This window comes from Aminobacter sp. GW821-FHT11F06 (genome assembly GCF_058808215.1).
The window spans coordinates 1-20,300 of the sequence record NZ_JBXARL010000012.1 but is presented as its reverse complement, the minus strand read 5'-3'; the positions used below and the strand labels follow the sequence as shown (position 1 = coordinate 20,300).

Annotated in this window: 24 protein-coding genes and 3 pseudogenes; 16 read left to right on the top strand and 11 right to left on the bottom strand. The window is 59.4% G+C overall.

Translation table 11 applies throughout. The features are described 5' to 3' along the window. The first annotated feature begins 4 nt into the window (after positions 1 to 4). Complete coding sequence (locus AC1RTB_RS23735; protein ID WP_492881620.1) at positions 5 to 1,066, top strand: ABC transporter ATP-binding protein; 1,062 nt, start codon at positions 5 to 7, stop codon at positions 1,064 to 1,066. 132 nt (positions 1,067 to 1,198) lie between these two features. On the opposite strand, the gene AC1RTB_RS23730 is transcribed toward AC1RTB_RS23735, so the two are convergent. Together AC1RTB_RS23730 and AC1RTB_RS23725 are read right to left on the bottom strand one after the other, a co-directional pair. Continuing rightward, the gene (locus tag AC1RTB_RS23730) at positions 1,199 to 2,365 is read right to left on the bottom strand and encodes an ATP-binding protein (protein ID WP_492881619.1); all 1,167 of its coding nucleotides are present in this window, start codon (positions 2,363 to 2,365) and stop codon (positions 1,199 to 1,201) included. Beyond that, positions 2,362 to 3,054 (bottom strand): response regulator, encoded by a 693-nt coding sequence (locus AC1RTB_RS23725; protein ID WP_492881711.1) that lies wholly within the window; start codon positions 3,052 to 3,054, stop codon positions 2,362 to 2,364. Before AC1RTB_RS23725 ends, AC1RTB_RS23730 begins: the two co-directional genes overlap by 4 nt. Before the next feature lie 226 nt (positions 3,055 to 3,280). Here AC1RTB_RS23725 and AC1RTB_RS23720 point away from each other — a divergent pair, with 226 nt between their 5' ends. Both AC1RTB_RS23720 and AC1RTB_RS23715 read left to right on the top strand, forming a co-directional pair. Further along, the gene (locus AC1RTB_RS23720; protein WP_492943844.1) at positions 3,281 to 4,090 is read left to right on the top strand and encodes a phosphatase PAP2 family protein; all 810 of its coding nucleotides are present in this window, start codon (positions 3,281 to 3,283) and stop codon (positions 4,088 to 4,090) included. Between the two features lie 41 nt (positions 4,091 to 4,131). Further along, positions 4,132 to 4,452 (top strand): hypothetical protein, encoded by a 321-nt coding sequence (locus AC1RTB_RS23715; RefSeq protein WP_492881618.1) that lies wholly within the window; start codon positions 4,132 to 4,134, stop codon positions 4,450 to 4,452. Between the two features lie 56 nt (positions 4,453 to 4,508). Here AC1RTB_RS23715 and AC1RTB_RS23710 read toward each other — a convergent pair whose 3' ends face one another. Both AC1RTB_RS23710 and AC1RTB_RS23705 read right to left on the bottom strand, forming a co-directional pair. Then, positions 4,509 to 4,868 carry a hypothetical protein gene (locus AC1RTB_RS23710; RefSeq protein WP_492881616.1) on the bottom strand — a complete coding sequence of 120 codons (360 nt, stop codon included), beginning with the start codon at positions 4,866 to 4,868 and terminating at the stop codon, positions 4,509 to 4,511. Between the two features lie 76 nt (positions 4,869 to 4,944). Beyond that, positions 4,945 to 6,471, bottom strand: a complete 1,527-nt coding sequence (locus AC1RTB_RS23705; RefSeq protein ID WP_492881615.1) for an MFS transporter — start codon at positions 6,469 to 6,471, stop codon at positions 4,945 to 4,947. A gap of 40 nt (positions 6,472 to 6,511) precedes the next feature. Here AC1RTB_RS23705 and AC1RTB_RS23700 point away from each other — a divergent pair, with 40 nt between their 5' ends. From AC1RTB_RS23700 to AC1RTB_RS23690, 3 genes are all read left to right on the top strand, one after another. Further along, a complete protein-coding gene (locus AC1RTB_RS23700; RefSeq protein ID WP_492881614.1) occupies positions 6,512 to 6,667 on the top strand; it encodes a hypothetical protein in 156 nt (51 codons plus the stop codon). Positions 6,668 to 6,851: 184 nt separating this feature from the next. Continuing rightward, entirely contained in the window at positions 6,852 to 7,040 is a 189-nt protein-coding gene (locus AC1RTB_RS23695; RefSeq protein WP_492881613.1) for a hypothetical protein, read from the top strand. 39 nt (positions 7,041 to 7,079) lie between these two features. Beyond that, complete coding sequence (locus AC1RTB_RS23690; RefSeq protein ID WP_492943843.1) at positions 7,080 to 7,646, top strand: MmyB family transcriptional regulator; 567 nt, start codon at positions 7,080 to 7,082, stop codon at positions 7,644 to 7,646. A gap of 607 nt (positions 7,647 to 8,253) precedes the next feature. Here the strand turns inward: AC1RTB_RS23690 and AC1RTB_RS23685 are convergent. Further along, positions 8,254 to 8,958: an MFS transporter gene (locus AC1RTB_RS23685; protein ID WP_492881708.1), complete on the bottom strand. Its 705-nt coding sequence runs from the start codon at positions 8,956 to 8,958 to the stop codon at positions 8,254 to 8,256. Between AC1RTB_RS23685 and AC1RTB_RS23680 the strand changes: the two genes are divergently transcribed. Continuing rightward, the gene (locus AC1RTB_RS23680; protein ID WP_492881611.1) at positions 8,947 to 9,180 is read left to right on the top strand and encodes a winged helix-turn-helix transcriptional regulator; all 234 of its coding nucleotides are present in this window, start codon (positions 8,947 to 8,949) and stop codon (positions 9,178 to 9,180) included. The two genes, AC1RTB_RS23685 and AC1RTB_RS23680, sit on opposite strands and share 12 nt — an antisense overlap. 38 nt (positions 9,181 to 9,218) lie before the next feature. On the opposite strand, the gene AC1RTB_RS23675 is transcribed toward AC1RTB_RS23680, so the two are convergent. The 3 genes from AC1RTB_RS23675 to AC1RTB_RS23665 form a co-directional block, all read right to left on the bottom strand. Next, positions 9,219 to 9,848: a flavodoxin family protein gene (locus tag AC1RTB_RS23675; RefSeq protein ID WP_492881610.1), complete on the bottom strand. Its 630-nt coding sequence runs from the start codon at positions 9,846 to 9,848 to the stop codon at positions 9,219 to 9,221. Positions 9,849 to 10,077: 229 nt separating this feature from the next. After that, a complete protein-coding gene (locus AC1RTB_RS23670) occupies positions 10,078 to 10,539 on the bottom strand; it encodes an AAA family ATPase (RefSeq protein WP_492881609.1) in 462 nt (153 codons plus the stop codon). 210 nt (positions 10,540 to 10,749) lie between these two features. Beyond that, positions 10,750 to 10,884, bottom strand: coding sequence for a hypothetical protein (locus AC1RTB_RS23665; RefSeq protein WP_492881707.1), 135 nt, complete (start codon positions 10,882 to 10,884; stop codon positions 10,750 to 10,752). Between the two features lie 627 nt (positions 10,885 to 11,511). On the opposite strand from AC1RTB_RS23665, the pseudogene AC1RTB_RS23660 reads away from it, so the two are divergent. The 4 genes and pseudogenes from AC1RTB_RS23660 to AC1RTB_RS23645 all read left to right on the top strand — a co-directional run. Beyond that, positions 11,512 to 12,027, top strand: a pseudogene (locus AC1RTB_RS23660) (cell division protein ZapB); the annotation flags it as partial. 371 nt (positions 12,028 to 12,398) lie between these two features. Further along, positions 12,399 to 12,671 (top strand): Fic/DOC family N-terminal domain-containing protein, encoded by a 273-nt coding sequence (locus AC1RTB_RS23655; RefSeq protein WP_492881608.1) that lies wholly within the window; start codon positions 12,399 to 12,401, stop codon positions 12,669 to 12,671. 129 nt (positions 12,672 to 12,800) lie between these two features. Continuing rightward, complete coding sequence (locus AC1RTB_RS23650; RefSeq protein ID WP_492881607.1) at positions 12,801 to 13,238, top strand: Fic family protein; 438 nt, start codon at positions 12,801 to 12,803, stop codon at positions 13,236 to 13,238. A gap of 75 nt (positions 13,239 to 13,313) precedes the next feature. Beyond that, a pseudogene (locus tag AC1RTB_RS23645) lies at positions 13,314 to 13,639 on the top strand (recombinase family protein). Between the two features lie 212 nt (positions 13,640 to 13,851). On the opposite strand, the gene AC1RTB_RS23640 reads toward AC1RTB_RS23645, so the two are convergent. From AC1RTB_RS23640 to AC1RTB_RS23630, 3 genes are read right to left on the bottom strand one after another with little or no spacing between them, the layout of a single operon-like run. Beyond that, positions 13,852 to 14,523, bottom strand: coding sequence for a pyridoxal-phosphate dependent enzyme (locus AC1RTB_RS23640; protein WP_492881606.1), 672 nt, complete (start codon positions 14,521 to 14,523; stop codon positions 13,852 to 13,854). After that, on the bottom strand, positions 14,507 to 14,857 hold the full coding sequence (locus tag AC1RTB_RS23635; protein WP_492881605.1) for a hypothetical protein: 351 nt from the start codon (positions 14,855 to 14,857) through the stop codon (positions 14,507 to 14,509). The genes AC1RTB_RS23640 and AC1RTB_RS23635 overlap by 17 nt, the downstream gene beginning before the upstream one ends. Further along, positions 14,857 to 15,357 carry a GHMP family kinase ATP-binding protein gene (locus tag AC1RTB_RS23630; protein ID WP_492881706.1) on the bottom strand — a complete coding sequence of 167 codons (501 nt, stop codon included), beginning with the start codon at positions 15,355 to 15,357 and terminating at the stop codon, positions 14,857 to 14,859. Before AC1RTB_RS23630 ends, AC1RTB_RS23635 begins: the two co-directional genes overlap by 1 nt. Positions 15,358 to 15,845: 488 nt before the next feature. Here AC1RTB_RS23630 and repA point away from each other — a divergent pair, with 488 nt between their 5' ends. The 5 genes and pseudogenes from repA (at position 15,846) to AC1RTB_RS23605 (ending at position 20,196) form a co-directional block, all read left to right on the top strand. After that, entirely contained in the window at positions 15,846 to 17,036 is a 1,191-nt protein-coding gene (gene repA, locus AC1RTB_RS23625; protein WP_492881604.1) for a plasmid partitioning protein RepA, read from the top strand. Continuing rightward, positions 17,036 to 18,064, top strand: coding sequence for a plasmid partitioning protein RepB (repB, locus tag AC1RTB_RS23620; RefSeq protein ID WP_492881603.1), 1,029 nt, complete (start codon positions 17,036 to 17,038; stop codon positions 18,062 to 18,064). The genes repA and repB overlap by 1 nt, the downstream gene beginning before the upstream one ends. Before the next feature lie 154 nt (positions 18,065 to 18,218). Beyond that, the gene (gene repC, locus AC1RTB_RS23615; RefSeq protein WP_492881602.1) at positions 18,219 to 19,427 is read left to right on the top strand and encodes a plasmid replication protein RepC; all 1,209 of its coding nucleotides are present in this window, start codon (positions 18,219 to 18,221) and stop codon (positions 19,425 to 19,427) included. Positions 19,428 to 19,578: 151 nt separating this feature from the next. Next, the gene (locus AC1RTB_RS23610; RefSeq protein ID WP_492881600.1) at positions 19,579 to 19,845 is read left to right on the top strand and encodes a type II toxin-antitoxin system Phd/YefM family antitoxin; all 267 of its coding nucleotides are present in this window, start codon (positions 19,579 to 19,581) and stop codon (positions 19,843 to 19,845) included. After that, positions 19,821 to 20,196, top strand: a pseudogene (locus tag AC1RTB_RS23605) (PIN domain-containing protein). The gene AC1RTB_RS23610 and the pseudogene AC1RTB_RS23605 overlap by 25 nt, the downstream one beginning before the upstream one ends. Positions 20,197 to 20,300 lie beyond the last annotated feature (104 nt).

Here is a 20,300-nt window from a genome sequence, read left to right as displayed (position 1 = left end):
TTCAATGAGCACGATTTCACTGGAAAAAGCCGGCAAGCGCTACGGCGGCACAGAGATCATCAAGGATCTCGATCTCGACATCGCCAATGGTGAGTTCGTCGTCATCATCGGCCCATCCGGTTGTGGCAAGTCCACGCTTTTGCGCATGATCGCCGGCCTGGAGGAAACCACTTCCGGCCGCCTGCTCATCGACGGCAGGGACGTCACCAAGGCACCGCCGGTCGAGCGCCAGCTCGCCATGGTGTTCCAGTCCTATGCGCTCTACCCGCACATGACCGTGCGCCAGAACATGGGTTTTGGGCTCAAGCTCGCGAAACTCTCGTCGGATGCGATCAAGGCCAAGGTCGACCAGGCCGCCGACACGCTGAAGCTCACCCACCTGCTCGAGCGCTACCCGCGCCAGCTGTCGGGTGGCCAGCGCCAGCGCGTCGCCATCGGCCGCGCCATCGTGCGCCAGCCGGTCGCCTTCCTGTTCGACGAGCCGCTGTCCAATCTCGACGCAGCGCTGCGGGTCGACATGCGCCTCGAGATCGCCAAGCTGCACCGGGCACTCGGCGCCACCATGATCTACGTCACTCATGACCAGGTCGAGGCGATGACGCTGGCCGACCGCATCGTCGTGCTCAAGGAAGGCCGCGTCATGCAGCACGGCAGCCCGCATGAACTCTACGAGCGGCCAGCCAATTTGTTCGTCGCCCAGTTCATCGGCAGCCCCAAGATGAATGTGCTCGCCTGCGCGCCCACTGGTGACGGCAAGCTCGACCTGTACGGCCAGGGCACGCTCGCCCTCGCTTTCTCCGGCACGCCGACCCAGCTCGGCGCCCGCCCCGAGCATCTAACGCTCGTTTCGCCCGAGGCCGGCAACTGCCGCGGCACCGTCGAGGTCGCCGAATATCTCGGCGGCAACACCTGTGTCTTCGTGCGCAACGACCGGCTTGGCCTGATCAACGTCAACGCGCCCGCGGATACACCAGTGCGCATCGGCGAGACTGTTGGCATCGCCATCGACGGTGCGCGCGTGTCGCTGTTCGACGCCGAGGGTGCTGCTATCGCCCGCGCTGCCTGATCGCGAAATCGAGTGGTTGTCCGATCTCGTTCTGTCATCCCAACACCACGAGCGGCTACCGCCGCAAGACAGAAGGCAAAGCATCGGGGCGGTGACCGGCGGAGATCTGAGCGCCGCCAAGGCACGCGGCAGCTATCCGGGCTGCTCGGCCGGAAAGCGCATCGTGACGGAGACACCGCCACCGTCCCGGTTGCCGATCTCCAGCCCACCATCATGCGCCCTGACGATCGCCTGCACCACGGAGAGGCCAAGACCGGTACCGCCCGATGCGCGGGATCGAGAAGGATCGCCGCGCCAGAAGATATCGAAGGACCGCGAGGCGATGTCGTCCGGCAATCCAGGCCCGCGATCCAAAAAGCGCACAAAAGCCTCGCCATTGCCGATCAGGCCGGTCTCGCAGCGGATGACGCCTCCGGAAGCGGTATAGCGTCGGACGTTTTCGATCAATGCCAGCATCGCCTGGCGCAGACGCTGCTGGTCGGCCACCGTTTTCGCCGGCTGGAGGCTGACCTCGATTGCGACGCCAGCCTCAGCCAGCATCGGTCGCGCCGTCTCCAGCACATCGGCCGCCTCCGTCGCCAGATCGACGGGGATGCGTTCCATGACCAGTTTCTGGCCTGCGGCCAGCGACAGCGTGCGCAGATCTTCGACCAGCCTATTCAATCCTTCGATCTGCGCCAGCAGTAGGTGAAGCTTTTGCTCTTTGAGCGGAAACACCCCGTCGATCATGCCCTGCACAGTTCCCTGCAGGACCGTGAGCGGCGTACGCAATTCATGCGCCACAGCCATCGTGTTGAAGCGCAGCCGCGTTTCCATGTTCTGGAGATTCGCCGCCATTGCGTTGAAGGCCTCGATGAGGATCGTCACCTCGCGCGTTCCATGGTCAAGCCCGGCGACGCGGATACCAAAATCACCGTTACGCAGGTCTTCGGCGGCGGCGGTCAGCGTCTCAAGTGGGCGACTGATACGCCGGGCCAGCCAGTAGCCGATGAGGCTGCAGATCAGCGCAGCAAGCAGGCCGCAACCGGCGATCGAGGCGTAGACGATAAAATCGAAGTTGCTGCCTGCGACTGAGAGCTCAGCGAAGAAAATCTCCAGATCGGCCAGCTTGGGGATTATGCCGGCTTCCATGTCCTGATAAGCGCGCCTTGCGCCCTCGGGCAGAGACGCCAGTAGTTGCGCCTCCGCGTGGCTGGTAAACCAGGTGACGCCGCCATAGACGATGGCGACGCTGAGAAGCAGCATCGCCGCGATCGTCGCCGCCGTCAGCGTGCTCAGCGAAAGGCGGGGAAACTTCATCGCGGCTCCATGAAACGATAGCCGACGCCGCGCACCGCTTTCAGAAAGCCGCAAGCCCCATGGTCCTCAAGCTTGCGGCGCAGGTTGGCGACATGCGTGTCCACCGTGCGGGCCAGCGCCTCGCTGTCGGGCAGGCAAGCGTCGAGAATATCGGCTCTTTCGAAGACGTGGGTGGGCCGGCGGATCAGGTGGACGAGAACGCGAAATTCGCTAAGCGTCAGCGGAAGCGCCCTTCTGCCTCCGCCAGCGCTGACAAAAGCGGCGTGGGCGTTGAGATCGACCTCCACGCTGTCGAAACGCAGGATGGTGGCCTCGCCGCCGTTGCGCGTGCGCCGCAGTACCGCATTGACGCGGGCGACCACCTCCTGCGGGTTGAATGGCTTGACGACATAGTCGTCGGCGCCGAGACGCAAGCCCGCCAACCGGTCGATATCGTCGGCCAGCGCGGTCGCCATGATGACCGGCGTGTTCCCCTCGCGCCGCAACCGCGCCAGAACCTCGAAACCGTCGATCCGCGGGATGCCGACATCGAGCAGAACAAGGTCTGGCGCCAGCACCGCGTGGTGGAGCAGCGCTGTTTCGCCATCGGCCGCACGCACGGTCCTGAAGCCGTCACGAACGAGATAGGCGTCGAGTATCTGCGCGATCTCCTGCTCATCCTCGACGATGAGGACGAGGCCCTTGTCGATCATAAAGTGCTCCAGAGAGGCTTCATTACGGCAGACTTATGCGGGGAGAAGCCCAGTGTTGCAACCGTGAGCGGGACCAAAGCCCCCCGCCAAACGCCCCTCCGCATCAAACCCCGGCGGTTTCTCCGCCAAGTCTTGACAATGCCCGCATTCCTTCGCCCGCCACCCGTCATTCCAGATCCGCGAGCGAAGCATGATATCCGGCCCAAACGAGCCGCCTTTGTCCTTGACTGCCGAGAAAGGGAGACTGTTTGCCCTGAACCGGGAGACATACAACACGATCCGACGCGCCACGCCGTTGCCGAAAACGCACGCGCTCCAGGCTTTTGTTGCGGGCGATCCTGCCCGCTTTGCCGGATCACTCATCGTACTCGCGAGCCTCTTGTTCGTGGCTATGCCAGGGCTCGATCTCCGCGTCTCGCGATGGTTTGCAGCCGACGCAGGCGGGTTTCCGCTGGTAGCGGAGCCATTTCTTCTGGCAATCCGCGACGTCAACCGCAATGTACCGTATCTCGTCCTCCCAGCCCTCGCCATCGTGCTGGTCGTGCATGCCTTCTCACATGCGACCTGGCTTCTGAGACCGCACAAGGCAATCTTCATCCTCGTCTTTTATGCGCTCGGCCCTGGGCTCTTCATTCAGCTGACCAAGTTCGTGATCGGGCGTGCGCGTCCAAACGAGATCGTCGAATTCAGCGGCACGCTGCAATTCACCCCTGCATGGCAGATTTCCAGCGAGTGCTGGCGGAGCTGCTCCTTCTTGTCAGGTGAATCGGCAATGGCTTTCGCGCTGCTGAGCCTGCCTTTGTTGCTGCCTGCGCACTTCAGGAGGCCGATGCTTGCCGTCCTGCTGCCATTGGTCCTGATCTTCTCCGTCAACCGAATTGCCCTCGGTGCCCATTTCGTCTCCGACGTCGTGCTCGCATGGCTGTTCATGGGCTGGATAATGGCCTGGATGTGGCCGGCCTTCTGTCGCGCCAGCCGGCGGATCGACCGCCTCGTCATTGGAGCTGCACGCCGTTTCACAGCGCCTCGATAATGGGACCCACTCTCGACGCCGAAGCTCGGGCACAACTAACCTTGCAGATCGCGACCGATGCCGTGCGTCGCTATTTCGATGCGGGTTTCACCGTCGTGTACCAGGACATTCTCGTCGGGCATGACCTGGTCGCCGCTGTCGAGCGCCTTTGCGACCTCAATCCGCGTGTGGTGGTATTGGCCCCTTCGGCAGAAGTACTGGCTCAGCGGGATAGAGACCGGCCAAAGACCGGATACTCAGACGGGTTCCCTCCTTCCGTCCTTGCCGACGCCCTTGTCCGCGAGACGCTTCGCATCGGTCATTGGATCGATTCATCCGCCATGAACGTAGAGCAGGTGGTAGACACCGTACTCAGGAGATGACACTCCCATCGTGCCTCGATCTGGCGAACTCATCCAACAGACGGCACAGTGACAGGTCAGTCATCATGGACGTTTGAGAAAAGCTCCCTGCTCTGCTCCTCAACAAGCTTTTCAAAGGCACTGTAGCATTCACTGAGGCATATGCACTGCTGCTTCAATGCCGGAATAAGCATATCAAGCGTGAGTGGCAGACTGCCGCTCAGATGATTGATTCCATTGGCGAGGTCGCGCGCGGCCTCATCAGCCGAGTCTCGGTAGGCCATTTGCTGCAATCCAAATTTGGCATCTAGCCGGATGGTTTGCGGCGCGCGAAACCAACCATATGGCATGAACGAGACGCATGGCGCGGCATTGCGCAGGAACGTGCGATATTCAGCAAATTTTGTGGTGTGAAAGCTATCACCCTTCTCATCCATCACACCGTCATTATGTGCCGATAGCCGCCGAGGAGTTCACATGCTCCAGGAGCCAGTTTTGCGGGGTTTTCATAGGTCATTTCAATATCCAGCGCACGCATGTCTTCGCTGGGCCACGCCAATACGCGCGCATCCACACGCCCGTGCGCCTGCTGCGGAGGCGGCTAGCCGTTCTTACGGAGACAACTGCCGTGCGCACGATCACGCAATTCTGCAAGATCCGAGTATGCACCTTAGCAAGCATATGGCGGGCCTCGATGTTTCCCGTCCCACTTGCAGTGCTATGGCAAGCACAAGCTGAATCGCAGTTGCACCAGCCGCATTCACTGGTGCTGCTCTTTCCCCCAGCTACACCCACATGCCGCAACGACACAGCGGCAAGAACCGCGAGCATAAAAACGCTTGCCGCACTCAAGATTGCCGCGCTGCTGAACCCAGCAGTGAAAGCAGCTTGCGCTACCTCCATCAGACCAGCGGGCAGTTCCGAAGTGATTGAGGTTGCCGCCCACAAACTATCACCGAGCGCCGCTTTTACGTCATGACCGAGACCTTGAGGAATACGGTCAAGCATATGTTCGCGATAGATGGCGGTTGAGAGGCTGCCGAGGACGGCGATGCCAAGTGAAATGCCGAGGTCCTGAACCGTTTCGGACATAGCCGAAGCGGAGCCTGCCTTTTCAGGGGGGGCTGATCCAACCACAAGGTCTGTGCCCAGCGCTGCTATCGTACCAAGCCCAAGATAGGCAAGCGAGAAGCCGGCGACGACAAAGGCTACGCCAAAAGTGCTGTGTTCGAGCTGGGCAAGCATCAGATAGCCTATGACAGACAGCCCCAATGCCCCCGCGACCACAAAGCCCGGGCGAACACGCCGCGCAATCAGCGGCGCTGTGATGCCGGCAGCGACCATAGCAAGTGCAGGCGGCCCCATCCACAGCCCCGCGACAAGCGGGGAAAACCCGACCACGAGTTGCAGATACTGGGTGACCAGCAGCATGGTGCCGCCCACCGCGACCAGGCCAAACAAAAGCACGATCAACGCCACGCTGAAGGCCTTGTTGGCAAACAGCGACATGTCGAGCAGCGGATCGGCGAGCCGTCTCTGGCGGCGAACAAACAGAGTGGCGAAGACGAGCCCGATTGCGGTTGCACCGAGCTGATGCAGTCCAAAGCCATATTTGGCGATCTGCTTGATGCCATAGATTACCGGCAGCATGGCAACGAGCGAAAGGCCCACACTTGCAAGGTCCAGCCTGACAGCGTTTGGCGCGCGATACTCCGGCAGCAAGACGGGCCCCAACACAAGCAACAGGCCAACGACAGGCACTGCTATGAGGAACGCCGCCCCCCACCAGAAGCGCTCAAGCAGCACACCGCCGACAATCGGCCCCAACGCCATGCCGAGCGCAAACATTGTCGCCCATATTCCAAAGCCAAGCGCGCGCTGCCTTGGATCGGCGAACATATTCGTAATCAACGCCAGTGTTGATGGCATCAAGGTTGCACCGGCCATGCCCAGCAGCGCCCTGGCGACAATCAACATGACGGCACTTGTCGAAAACGCGGCAATCACCGATGCAACCGCAAACGCGGCCGCACCTGCCATCAGGAGTTTGCGACGGCCGATACGGTCGCCAAGCGTCCCCATGGTGATCAAAAAAGCCCGCAATCAGGAAGCCGTAAGCATCCATGATCCAGAGCGCTTGCATGCTGGTTGGCTTAAGATCGGCGGCGAGTGCTGGCAGCGCCAGATGCAGAAGCGTCAGGTCAAGGCCAAGCATGACAGTCGGCAAAGCCAGTAGCGCAAGCCCCAGCCATTGCCGCAGCCCGGCTTGCGGTGGTGTGATCATTTCGGCGGTGATCCTGGCATGCGGAAGATCAAGTTCGTTTTCGGAAATCATGCGGCCTCCTTGTCGCGATCCGACATTTGGGGCACGATGATCCTGTTACAATATTGGAAATTATCCTGTTACTAGAGGTAACAACTTGTCTGACCGTACGCTTGCGCGCACGCGAGCCGAACTCTCTGAGTTCCTGATGCGCCACAGGAAAAAGCTTACCCCCCTCGATGCCGGGCTGCCCTTGACCGGCAGCCGCCGCACGCCTGGTCTGCGGCGCGAGGAAGTGGCCGCAATCGCAGGCATAGGCCTCACCTGGTACACATGGTTTGAATAAGGACGTGACATTCAGGTCTCGGAGAGCTTCCTGCTCAAGGTGGCCAAGGCGTTGAGACTGGACGATGCTGAATGCAGCCACCTGTTTTTGCTAGCTCACAAGCGGCCTCCGCCACTTGAAGCTTATCAATCACCGTCCGTCAGCCCCCTCATCCAGAATTTGCTGGACGATCTCGCCACGCGCCCAGCCTATGTTGCCAACTTGCGCTGGGATGTCGTTGCATGGAACGCGCCCGCAAACGATCTGTTCGGCTTCACAAGCCGAGAGCAGCCAGATCGCAACGTCATGCGCCTGATTTTTGCCGATCCGCAGTTTCGTCGAAACCTTGTTCACTGGAACGACCAAGCGCCAAGGATGCTTGCGCAGTTTCGCTATGATCTGGCAGCAGTTCCCAACGATCCGGCGATGCTTGCGCTGGTCGATGACCTCAAGAAGCTCTCTGCGGATTTCCGCCGATGGTTCACAGAGCCGGGCATGGAAAATTACATGCGGGGCATCAGCTCCATGCTGGATCCGCAAAACGGCTCGCCCTTGCGCTTCTTGCACGAGACGCTGACCGTTGACGAGTATCGGCACTTAAGGATGGTCGTCTACTTTCTGCAATAGCCTCAAAGGGAAGCGTTTGCAGGCGATCCAGCCCACAAACATTCGCATCGAAAGTTGCTGGTCCGTGCTTGCATGACGCTGGAATCAAGACCGTATGCCAGCAAGATGATCCTTGAAGCCTACAATGAAGGCGCCAGAGACGGCATCAAGGACCAGCCTTGTGCCTTCGAGCTTGATCGCAGACAATGCGTAAAGCCGTCTCGAGCAATTGCGCCCGGCGATCGGCCTTAGGCAGCTTCTCATCGAACCAACCGTCATGGCAGCTTTTCCTCAAACTCTGAGGGCTCTACGCATGTTGCAACTGATAGCCAGCCAAGGAGATGGAGCGCGCCGCAAGCCGACGTCTCCACCGCCATCTCCCGGCCGTCACCGCAAGCCATGCCGCTTGGCCCCTGAATGATGCTGCTCAACCTTCAGGCATGGACCTTCAACGGCATGATTGCGACACAAGTAACGGCTGCGACGTCCCTGTTTGTAAGGGGGAAGAGATCGAGCCACCCTTCACGATTGCAAAGGGCGGCGCCAATTTCGCCTTCAAGATCACCAATTCAACGAATGGCGTCCAAGAGGGTCATGTTGCTCGTGGCCAATCGACCACGATGCAATGTCAATTCGCCTCGACCCTGACGCTACGTGGCATCAGGCTGACAAGCCCAAGCAGCGCCAGCGCGACACCGATCCAAAGCGGTGAACTCAATCCGTAACCGGCCACGATGCCAATGCCGCCGAACCAGGCGCCAGCGGCCAGTCCGATGTTGATGACGGAGGTGTGAACGGTGTTGACCAAGGGACCTGGGTGCACTGTTTTCATGACCCTTGAGATCATCGCCGGGTTCATTGGCACGCCCACGAGCCCTATGACAATGAACGCAATGACGCTGATGACGCTGATGACGCGGTGATCGGCAAAGAGCGCAAATATCGCGAGCGTTACAGCCAGTGCCATCAAGCCGCCAATGAGGATCGGGATCGTGTGCTTGTCGGCAAAACGTCCAACAATCGAGTTACCGATCACGTTGGCAGCGCCATATACACCGAGCAACAGGGGAACGGTGGCTGGAGCAAAGCCGGTGAGCTCGGTAAAGATCGGCGAGAAATAGCTGAACGCAGCAAAAGTGGCGCCAATGATCAGGCCGCTGGTGGCGTAAGCCGCCCAAAGCTTGCCATTGCGAAACGATGCCAGTTCCGTGGCGAGGCTAACCTGGGAAGATTTCTTCGAAGCAGGAACCAGCATGCCAATGACACCGGCGCACAACACAGCCAGAACGACAACGAGCCAGAAACTCGCGCGCCAGCCAAAGTGCTGATCAATGATGGTTGCTACGGACTCGTCTTACGTCACGATCAGCAGACAGTCCCGCCCCATGTCGAGTACAGGCTCAGCGCAACGGGCCTGTCGCTTAGCGAAACACTTTTCATCCTTGACCGATGGGCAGAGCAGAACTTCCCCGAGCTGGACAAGGCCAAGGCGCAGTTTGACGCCGCCCATCTTGAGGCGGCGGCCAAAAAGCGACACAAGATCCGGGCGCGATAGCAAGACGTAGCCGCCAAGGTACGAACGACGACGCCTTTCTACCCCCAGACACGTCCCGATCTCGGCGTATCTATCTGATAGTCTGACGCATGAGCGTCAAAGAAGGCGCGACCAAAGGATCGCGCGCGCCCTACAGGATCGCCAGGATCTCGGTGAATGTCGCTCCGTGAATTGCCGTAACCATGAACCGCACCAACAAACGTCGAGCGCGTATATCGACTGAACTCCTGAATTTGGTGTACCGGTCCGGCTGATACCGAGGGAAATGTCTCCTCGGAACTCAGGACCAGTCCTATCCGCTTCCCAGTCATCTGAGCGACCACGGTGGCCGGTTCTGGACGAGAGGCAGCCACATAACAGAACATTCTGTCGAAAAATGCCTTCAATTGCGCCGACACGCCGTACCAATAGATCGGAGTTGCAGCCACGAAGCCGTCGGCGGGAAGGTAAGACTGGAAAAACGTCTGGCGAAACCCATCGTCGATCGCGCACTCTCCATCTTGTCTGCGACACGCACGACAGTCTCTGAGCAAAGCTGACAAGATCTCGTCAACGTGAAAAATGTCTACCTCGTGCCCAGCCTCAAGCAGCCCCTGCGCCACGGCTTTCGCCATCGTCGTTGAATTGCCGTCACGACGAGGGCTTGAACAAAGAACCATGGCTTTCATGAATGCCGTCCCGTGAATTGCAGACCATGCCTTGTCTCGCAGGAAACATGCGAGAGCTGCCGCGTAATTGTTTCACTTCGGACCAGCTAGCAAGTACGCACTTTTTGGTTCCTGCGCTGAAGCTCCTCAAGATGGAGCGACAGATCGCGACAGCTGTTCCCGCGCCCTGGACAGAAGACCGTCGGCTCAACACCGCCTTGCGCGGCCACTGCTCCGTGGTCTTCGTCGATCACGCAGCGCCGGTTCTGCCGGCAATCGCCGCGGCTGTTTGCTCAGGAGACCATCCGGTCGCGTCGAGCCTTTCAAAACCCAGCTTTCGATACTCGGCCGCGTCCAGGACGGCAGAGACGATATCTTCTTGAGTTTCACCTCTGCCAAGAAGTCGCCTTCTCCGCTCATCGTCACTACAGTCAAGGACCAGCCAGTTGCCGTCGGGCCAGTCGTCAAGTTCTGACGGTGTGCAGACACCGAGCATCACGACCCTGCAGGGATCGGCTATTTCGACCACCTGTTTCATGAGCCGCCGATATGTCCAAGTCGCCTCGTCGTCGCGGATGCTGCTTTGCGCCAGCGCTCCGGCAGGCTCCATCAGTGAATCCCAGTCGAGGATCACGTTGCTTGGCAGCAAGCGGCGCAGATGGGGGACAATGCTCGTCTTGCCCGATCCGGGCGCGCCGAGCACATAGAGCATTCTCCCTTGTTCACAGAACCCAGTGCCTGCATGACGTTTGGTCAAATCGAACCCCTGCTCATCTGGCGACATGGATCAGGCGGTCTCGCACAAGCACCATAGCGAGGCAACCGGAAGCCAATGTACCAGCCAATCAAATCGGTGGCCGGCCCGTGATCGCAAATCCATGATGCTTTGCTGTTGGTCATCAATTTCCGAAAGCATAACGGCCTAGTCCCCGGCCCTAGTCGAAAAATCCGATCGCTCCAACAACAAGCTTGTTACAACCCCAAACACGATGCCCCAGAAGGGCGCTCCGATACCAAGGAGCGGCGGGCCACCAAGCGTCACCAGAAATGCGACCAGCGGTCCCAGGGAGAACTTCTGACTGAAAGAGGCTTTGAATGTGACCTACAGGATACGCAGCAACGCCAGGCCAGCAATACAAGGCGCCCCGAATGAAGCGGCTTGGTCCTAACCACCTTGCGAGCGCTTCAAGGTAGAATGACTAGAACAGGCGGCGCTGGCATTCCGTGAGAGCTGGTGCAGTTCGGGCCCATGAAAGTCGGGAGAGCTGGCAATGCTCTTCACTAGGGAGGGCATTGACACAATGCTGGCACTTCGCGAATTACATCGCAAGCGGAGCTCTTCTCCAGAAGCGGTCTACCACGCCAAAACAGTGAGCGATCATCGTGCTTGACCTCCAGGCTAATATCATCCGGACCCTTGGAGTGGCTCGGGTCTTCGACATCGCTGCGGAAACCGAGCGGCGCATCACATTTCTGGCCGATTATCTCAGGGCATCCTCGATGCGTGCCTGTCGCTGGGTGAAGGGCTGACCGCCCTTCCCCCGGCAGAACGGCTCCGAGTGACGATCGACATGCCGCGGCTTTGGCTGAAGGACGAAGGCCGCAATCTGACCTGGTCGCAAAGACCGCTTTTCGACACTGGCGGTTTCGGCAGCCCGCGTACAGGGCGCGGCGGTTGTTGCCAATGAAGAAGAGGCGCCTCCCCTCGCCTAAGCGTGCAGACACGCTTTCGCTGAATGTGTTGCGCTCTCTGGTGAGTGGGCTGGTTGATCAGGTCAATGCGCTGAAGGCTGAGGTCAACGAGCTTCGCGCCGACAACGCAGCCCTTCGTGAGGAAAACGAGGCGCTTCGTCTGGAAAATACCCGACAACCAGCTTTTGCCCGATGAGATCGCGCGGCTGAAGAACCTGCCGCCGCGCCCACCGTTTCGGCGTTCGGGAATGGACAACGCGACGGACAGCAAATCGGACGACAGCCTGGCAAGAAAAAGCCGCGCGGCCCAAAGCTCGATGTGAAGCGGGTGAGCCGGGAAGAGGTCCTGCGCTGCAATGTTCCTGAGGGTTCACGCTTCAAGGGCTACAAAAGCTGTTACGTACGCGAGCTGGTTGTGCGGGCAGAGCTGGTTCATTACCGGCGCGAATGCTGGGTCACACCCGATGACAGGATCGTGATCGCTTCGCTGCCACCCAATCTGCCCGGTTACTCGCCGGATCAAGCGGCAAAGGAATTTGTTGATCTCGTAAGTCATTGTAATAACAGAACATATTATTTGATACTGAAGCTATAACAGCTTATGGTTCCGTTACATCGATAAGTTTTTCTCGCCCACGTACTATATGGGCGCAGCAGCCCTTCGGACGGAACAGCGTATCGCCGCCAGAACCTCAGATCAACGAGAAATCCCATTTTACCAGGGTTTGAGCGCCATGACGAGGGACAGAAGAGTCACAAGAAACGTTTGTATTTGAACGACCGGCTTGCAGCTCACCATATGTCGATAGATTGCGTTTCTATCGACACGATCTAACCACATGTCGATACCGACGACATATCCGCCGGGCCGTCCCTACAATGACCTCCCTCCCCTGCCCCCCCCCCCGCGAGGATGTGGAGACGAAGGCTGTACTGAAGGCCTGCATCCAGGCACGGGCGGCGCTGGCCGAACTTCGCATATCCGGCCAGCTTATTCCGAACCAGGCCGATCTGATCAACTCGATTCCGCTGCTTGAAGCACAGGCGAGTTCGTTGATCGAGAACATCGTTACCACGACCGACAGGCTGTTCCGCTTCGCCAATGAACCCGGCAATCAGGCCGATCCAGCGACAAAGGAAGCACTGCGCTAACGTACGGCCCTCAGCGAGGGCTCCCAGACGCTCAAGCAAGGGGCCCGTGTCGACGTCCACGGCAATCGCCGTCTACCGGACCATCAAGGGTGTCGAACTGGATATCCGGGCAACACCGGGAACATCCCAGTGCTCTATCTCAGCCGCTACATCATCGGCAACAAGCGGGCCTACTACGACCGGATTCTGGCCGTCACGACCGAGGAGGTATGGGAGGACTGGATTCTCTACATGCTCGAGGTGGTGCGCGAGACGGCAAATTGGTCGACGGCGCGCATTCGCGCCATCGGGGATTTGCGCGACCAAACCGCGGACCATATCCGCCGTGAGCTGCCTAAGATTTATTCGCGCGAGTTGGCCGAGGTGATCTTCGTGAACCCCTATTGCCGCATCGGCGATCTGGTGACGGTCGGCATCGCAAAGCGACAGGCGGCTTCGGTCTATCTCAAGACCCTCACTGAGCAAGGCCTGCTGCAGGAGATGAAAGCCGGCCGTGAAAACCTCTACATCAATCCGGCGCTGCTCGCGCTTCTCGGCGACAGGCCTCCGCCTCGGCCCGATCGATGAAACGCCCAAGCGCCAGGCAGCGCCTGATCGGCTACGCGCGTGTCCACCGACGAACAGGCCACGGAAGCGCAGAAGATGGAGCTGCGCTCGGCCGGTTGCGACCTGATCGTCCAGGAGCATGGTTCCGACGCTTCGCGTGCACGCCCCGCCCTCGCGAGCTGATACGCGAGATCGAAGCCGGCGCGGCACTCGTCGTGGTGCGGCTCGATCGCCTGGCGCGATCGGTCAGCCATCTGCTCGAGGTGATCGAGACGGCGGCGACAGCGTTCCCGCACTGTCAGGCAACAGGTCCGCCAGTGATCGTCGTTGCCAGTACACCATGGTCCAACTTTCTTCACCCAACTCCTGTGGCTGGTCCAGCATCTGTGGGCTATGGAGTTCGCGAACCGGCCAGTTGGTAAGGCTTCTAAGCCACGCGTCATTGTAAACTGTTTGCTGATACCGGTTTCCCTCGTCTGGAAGTATGACCGCAGTTGATGCCGAAGGGTTTTGGCCTGCGTACCATTGTGCAACCAGTGCAGCAGCCCCGCTTGTTGGTCCCAGATAGGCTCCGTACCTGCTGTTGAGTTTCCGGGTAGCCATGAAGGCTTGAAACGCCCCGATCCAGTGGACCTCATCGATCTCGCTGGCAAAGATTGAGGGGCACCAGACTGTTGCCCAGGCCGCGCAGGAGACGAGGGCCGGAACGATGCCCGAAGAGCGCGCTGCGATTGGTGTTAACTGCTATCACGTGAAGGTCGGGAAAAATCGGCTTCAGGAATTGGGCAGTACCGCACAGGGAGCCTCCCGAACCCACCGTCCCAACAAGGCAATCGACTTGCCCGTTTGCACGGACCAGTCGTTCCGCGAGCCGCGCATAGGCGGCCGGATTGTCAGGATTGTCGTATTGTCTTGGCCAATAGGTGCCTGGCCGTTCAGCCATGAGTTGCTCGAGTATCGCGAGGCGGCCCTGCTGGTCACCTGACGCGGAGGGGGCTTCATTCACGATCAGCTCGGCGCCCAATTGACGAACCCGGACCATGAAGGGCGCATCAACCAGGCTGGATGCACTCACTAGGGTCAGCGAATAATTCCGCTCCGCAGCCAGCATGGCGAGCGCCAGGCCGAACGAGCCAGACGAGGACTCAACAATGTGCGCGCCTTTTTCGATCTCGCTCGATTGCTCTGCTCGATCCAGCATCAAACGCGCTGGCATCAGTTTCATCAGCGCAAAGCTGGCAGCTACGAGATTGGGCGCCAGATGGAAAAGTCTTGGCGTTTCGTAGGCGTCAAGAAACGAGTTCATGTCCCCTCCCTGTCGGCTCTGCGTCGCTAAAAACAGAGTATGCCGCTGCCATGCCAAGCCCTTGGGCCTGCGCGGCGCGTACCGCGTTCAGCAACCGATCTCGCGCCTCGGGCCATCGTGCGTCGAACAAAATGCCGACAAGCGATCCGCTATGGGATACCTGTACGCCACAGGCTCTGTGCTGCCTGCTCAGCTCGAGCGCTACATCAAAGCTTGGCTGTGGTAGATATTGTTGGCTGATTGTCGCACTTGCGGTGGCAACACGGCCGAGCAGGCCTGCGTCCTGGCGTTCGATAGCGCGCCGTGCCAGCCCCCGCAAGACACCGAATTGCATTATCTGCGTGCTGCTGTATCGCGCCCTTGGGAGCTTGAGTGTGTCGACAACCGACACAGGATTGTGCCCAGGCTGAGCAGGTAGAGACGTGGAAACGACCCACCCAGCGGCTCTATTACAACCCCTTCTCTTTGCGCAAACAGTACGGCTTGGTGCCCGAACACTGTCGAATCGCTTGCAAGTTCGGCGACCACGGCCATGCTGCCGATCGTTGCCGGGCGCAAGAATACTGCGAACGCAGATGCAGCCGCGCGTTTGGACGCAACGACATCGGCAGTGGATGAGCCATATCCAAAGCCGACCGGGATGGAGCTTTCAATCACAAGGTCCCCGCCAAGTTGCCCGCGGCTGAGTTTTTGCAACGCAAGCCGTGCAGCCCGGCGCGCCTTTGTCTTCGTCGGTGGCTGGACGCGCACCGTTCCACCGCTTGATGGGACAAATCGAGCGGTGGTCGTAAGGTGCGGCAAGGGCAATGTGACCAGCCTGCGGACAAGCCGCATGACCAGCTTCATGGCCGCCCAATTTGCAGAACTTGACGCACACAACCATCGCAAAGCCTGTGCCGGCCCTCGGGAGGCGGGTATCGTCTGCTGCGAAGAATGTATCTGACATTGTCGCGCCAATCCGGTTGGAACGCGCGCATTTTAGGAGCTTGAGGGCGCAAAGCGCCTCGTCAAATGTGAGGATGGTGTTTATTTGATCCGGCGACGATTGTGATTGAGAGATGCGCTCAACATCCGAGTTGCCCGCGGGCAACTTTTGGATCAGGCCGGCTTGTGATGCGTTTGTCGAATGTGGTGTGTCGCGCTATCCTGGGGCAGGGGTGAAAAAGTGAGCGGCGCGGCGGTTCGAGGTGAGTTGCCCGCGGGCAACTCACTAGAAGGGCGCTTATGGTTAAGCGTTTGTCAAATCTTCACGAATCGGGCCATACTGTAACTGCGCAGATTGGCTACTTCTTTCGCAAAATGCGTAGTTTAAGGTTCAGGGGATGTTGCAGAGCAAGATACACCAAGAGCAGGAGCACCTTCCGTCGATGTTGTCTGCGGATTCGCGGGAACTGTCACGGCAGTTGCAGCTCCATCAGCAGAAGATATTCCCCCCTACCTCCCAGAAGACAATCAGGCAGTTCACGCCTGCCGAAGCAGCCTACTATATCGGGATAGGGGAGGGGTATCTTCGGCAGGTCGCATCCGAGGGGCATGGACCAGAGCCTTTGGCCAACGGCCGGCGGATGTACTCTCCTGAGGACATGGACCGGATTCGGACCAGCCTTGACGAAAAAAATGGCGCTCAAAAATACTTGCCTCTGCGCCGGCCTGGCGAAAAGCTCCAGGTCATTGCCGTCATGAATTTCAAGGGTGGGTCGGCCAAGACCACCACGTCAGCCCATCTTGCCCAGTATCTGGCCATACGCGGGTATCGGGTGCTTGCGGTCGACCTTGATCCGCAGGCGTCCCTGTCTGCGCTGTTTGGGCATCAGCCCGAGTTGGATGTCGGCGAAGGAGAGACCCTGTACGGTGCAATCCGGTATGATGAGCCGCGATCGATCGCCGATATCGTCAGGGCCACCTACACGCCTAATCTCCATATTGTTCCTGGCAATCTTGAATTGATGGAGTTCGAGCACGAAACGCCGACCGCAATTGCCTCAGGGACTGCGGAAACGATGTTTTTTGCGCGCATCGGTGAGGCCCTTGCTCCCATCGAGGATCTTTACGATGTCGTCGTAATCGATTGCCCGCCGCAACTTGGCTTTTTGACAATGTCGGCCCTGTGCGCGGCGACTTCGGTGCTGATTACAGTGCACCCGCAAATGCTCGACGTCATGTCGATGAGCCAGTTCCTGGCCATGACCAGCGAACTGATGTCTGTGGTCGAAAATGCAGGGGGGCGCACGAGTTATGACTGGATGCGCTACCTCGTCACCCGCTTTGAACCCAATGACGGGCCGCAAAGCCAGATGACAGGCTTCATGCGGGCGATCTTTGGCAATCGCATGCTTCAGTATCCGATGCTCAAGTCGACCGCGATCTCCGATGCAGGGGTGACCAAGCAGACCCTCTACGAAGTTGACAGGGCGCAGTTCACCCGAGGCACGTATGACCGGGCAATGGAGTCGCTCAACCAGGTCAATTCGGAAATTGAGGCACTCCTCAAGAACACGTGGGGTCGCAAATAATGGCCCGAAAAAACCTTATCGAGGTATCCGCAAGCACAGAATCCCTGCGGCCATCTGAACCGCTGGCCGCTTCGCGGCCGATCGCGGGCCTGGCAGCTCCCAGCCTGCGGGGCAACTCTCCGGTTGGTGGCATTGCCAAGACGCTTGGCAACATCACCCAAAAGGTGGAGCGCGTTAACGATCTCGAACGCCAGATGGCCGAAGGCCAAACGATCGTTGATCTCGATACGGCACTTGTCGACGCTTCGATTGTGCGTGATCGCCTTGCCATGGATCCTGTTGAACTTGCTCAGCTGATTGAGCAGATCAGGGATCATGGGCAGCAAGTGCCGATCCTTGTTCGTCCGCACCCCGATGCCACGGGGCGCTTTCAGGTGGCTTATGGCCATCGCCGGTTGGCCGCGGTCTCCCAGCTTGGGATCAAGATTCGCGCGGTCGTGCGAAACCTGTCAGACGACGAATTGGTCGTAAGCCAAGGACAAGAAAACAATGCGCGAACCAATTTGTCCTTCATCGAACGCGCACTCTTTGCAACTCGCCTCGAAGACCGCTCTTTCTCGCGGGACGTCATCATGTCTGCGCTTGGCATTGAGAAAACGGCGGTGTCGAAGCTGATCGGTGTTGTGCGCGATATCCCGCTCGAGCTGATCGAGGCAATCGGGCCGGCACCTGAAGTGGGACGCCGCCGCTGGATGGAGCTTGCTGAGGTTATGAGACCGTCGGCTGTGCCTTCGCTTCTGGCCCGTCTTTCGCAAGACAGCATCAACGATACGTCGAGCGACGCCCGGTTCCAGTTGGTGTTTGGAGCGCTTACGAAGAAGACCGCTAAGGCCGCAACACCCGCTCAAGCTCAGCGTTGGGTAGCAACTGACAAAATGGTGAGCGCGACCGCAAAAGCGGCCGGCAAGACCTATACGCTTGCTCTCAAGGACAAGGATGCCGCCGGTTTTGGCGGTTGGATTTCAGAGAATCTCGAACGCCTCTACGAGACGTACAGAGAGTCTGGGAAGCTGAAAACAGGAGACTGACGCAAAAGAAAAAGGCCCCCAAACGTTGCCGTCGTGGAAGCCCTTCTCATCAGTGTTGCAGCTAGAGAATCGCATTTCCCCGAATCACTGTCAAGAGTTCCGGCACCGTATTGGTGAGCAGATTTCTTTTGCCTGATTGAAAGGCGAAGGAACTATGGAGACGCATATTACGACGACGCCCTTTGGGCGGCGGTCGCTGACGCTTGCGATGGTGGCGGGGCAGATGTCGGCCGACAATTGCGCGGCGGGCGCCAGCGCCAACAAATGGCAGGTGTTTCGCGCCGTCTGCGAGGCCAAGGGACTGCTGGGGGCGAGTGATCGCGCGCTGGCGGTGCTCAACGCGCTGCTGAGCTTCCATCCCGACACCGATCTGGTGGAAGGGGAGGGGCTGGTGGTGTTTCCCTCCAACACCCAGCTGGCGCTGAGGGCGCATGGCATGGCGCCGGCGACATTGCGGCGGCATCTGTCGGTGCTTGTCGACTGCGGCCTGGTGGTCCGCCGCGACAGCCCCAATGGCAAGCGCTACGCCCGCAAGGGCTTTGACGGGGCGATCGAGCAGGCCTTCGGTTTCGACCTTTCACCGCTTCTGGCCCGCGCCGAAGAGTTCGAGCGTTTGGCCGAGGCTGTCAGGGCCGAGCGGCGGGCGCTATTGCTGGTGCGCGAGCGCATCACCATCCTGCGCCGCGACATTGCCAAGATGATCGCGTTTGGGCTCGAGGAAGGCATAAACGCCGACTGGCAGCGCCTGCACCTTCAATATCGCGAGATCGCAGCCGCCATTCCACGCACCGCGAGCCGGCTTGAGCTCGAGCCGATTGCCGCTGATCTCGCTCTGCTTGCCCAGGAGGTGCGCAAGACGCTGGAAAGTCACGTTAAAACTGAAGAAACAAGCGCCAATGAGTCTCATTTCGAGCGCCACATACAGAATTCAAATACACAACCTCATGAATTTGAACCCGGCTTCAGAGAAGACCAGGGGGCGACCGCTGCGGTGAAACTGGAAACTAGGAGCCAGCCACCAACCGGATATCCGCTTGGCATGGTGCTGCGGGCCTGCCCTGACATCGCCGATTACGCACGCAACGGCATTTCGGGCTGGGCGGATCTGGTGGAAACGGCAAATCTGGTGCGCGGCGCGCTCGGCGTCAGTCCCGATGCCTGGAACCAGGCCTGCGAGGCGATGGGGGCGGTCGATGCCGCGATCATGGTGGCGGCGATGCTGCAGCGGGGTGAGGCAATTGCAAGCCCCGGCGGCTATCTGCGCAGTCTGACAGCCAAGGCCAATGCCGGCGAGTTCTCCATCGGGCCGGTGCTGATGGCGCTGCTGCGCGGCAGGGGAGGGGCCCAGGCCAAAGTAGGATGACCGGAAGTCGCCGCGCCGCTTGGCGCAATTGCATGAGCACACCGGAAACGGCCTCGAGACAGATACGGTCATGGCACTGGTGCGGGGTGACAGCGTCTGATGGTCTTCAGACGAAGGTCTTGGACGCACACGCCCCCATAGGGTAGGCAAGATGACAGAGAGTCAGCTCAAGGACGCCAAGGCGACGCATTCCGCAGTCGTTGGCCAGGCCGTTCGCGGTAATCCGGCAATCATCACTCGGCACGGCAGGAAGGAAGCTGCTGTGCTTTCTTCCGATGAGTACGAGAAGCTTTCGCACGTTCCAAGTTCCGGGCGCTTGCTAGCGTCATCTCCGGGGGGTGAAGAAGATATCCCTGCTCGAACCGGAAATGCGAGCAGGGCTGTCGATCTCCAATGTTCCTGGTTGGTACAAACGTGATTTCAGCGCTCGCACCGTAAAAACGGGGTGTGAGGGACGACTGATCGATTGGCTGGATCAGGCTAGTCCACACTTGTTCCTGTCCGTGATATCAGCGCCCAGGTGATGTCCGGAATTACAAAGGCCGCGCGGGAAGGCGCAAAAACTGTTGCCATACGACTTGAGGTGCGCCCATGCTGCTGGCCAAATCCTTGATCATGCTCGCGCTCACCAACCGGGCTTTGAAGACATCGCGATTGCTGCCACTGCACAAGTGCATGGCCTCACGGTTCTGACCAGGAACATGCGACATTTCGAGCCCTTGGGGTTCGCTCGCTTGATCACTTTTTAGCACTGCCGCCCTTGCCTTGATCTTGGGGGAGGCGCGCCTTTCTTCGACTAGATGTGAGCTTTCAGGAGGTTGTCCATTCGGTCCCGGCCGGGAAAGCTGAGGTTGTCAAAGCTTCAGTGAGTCT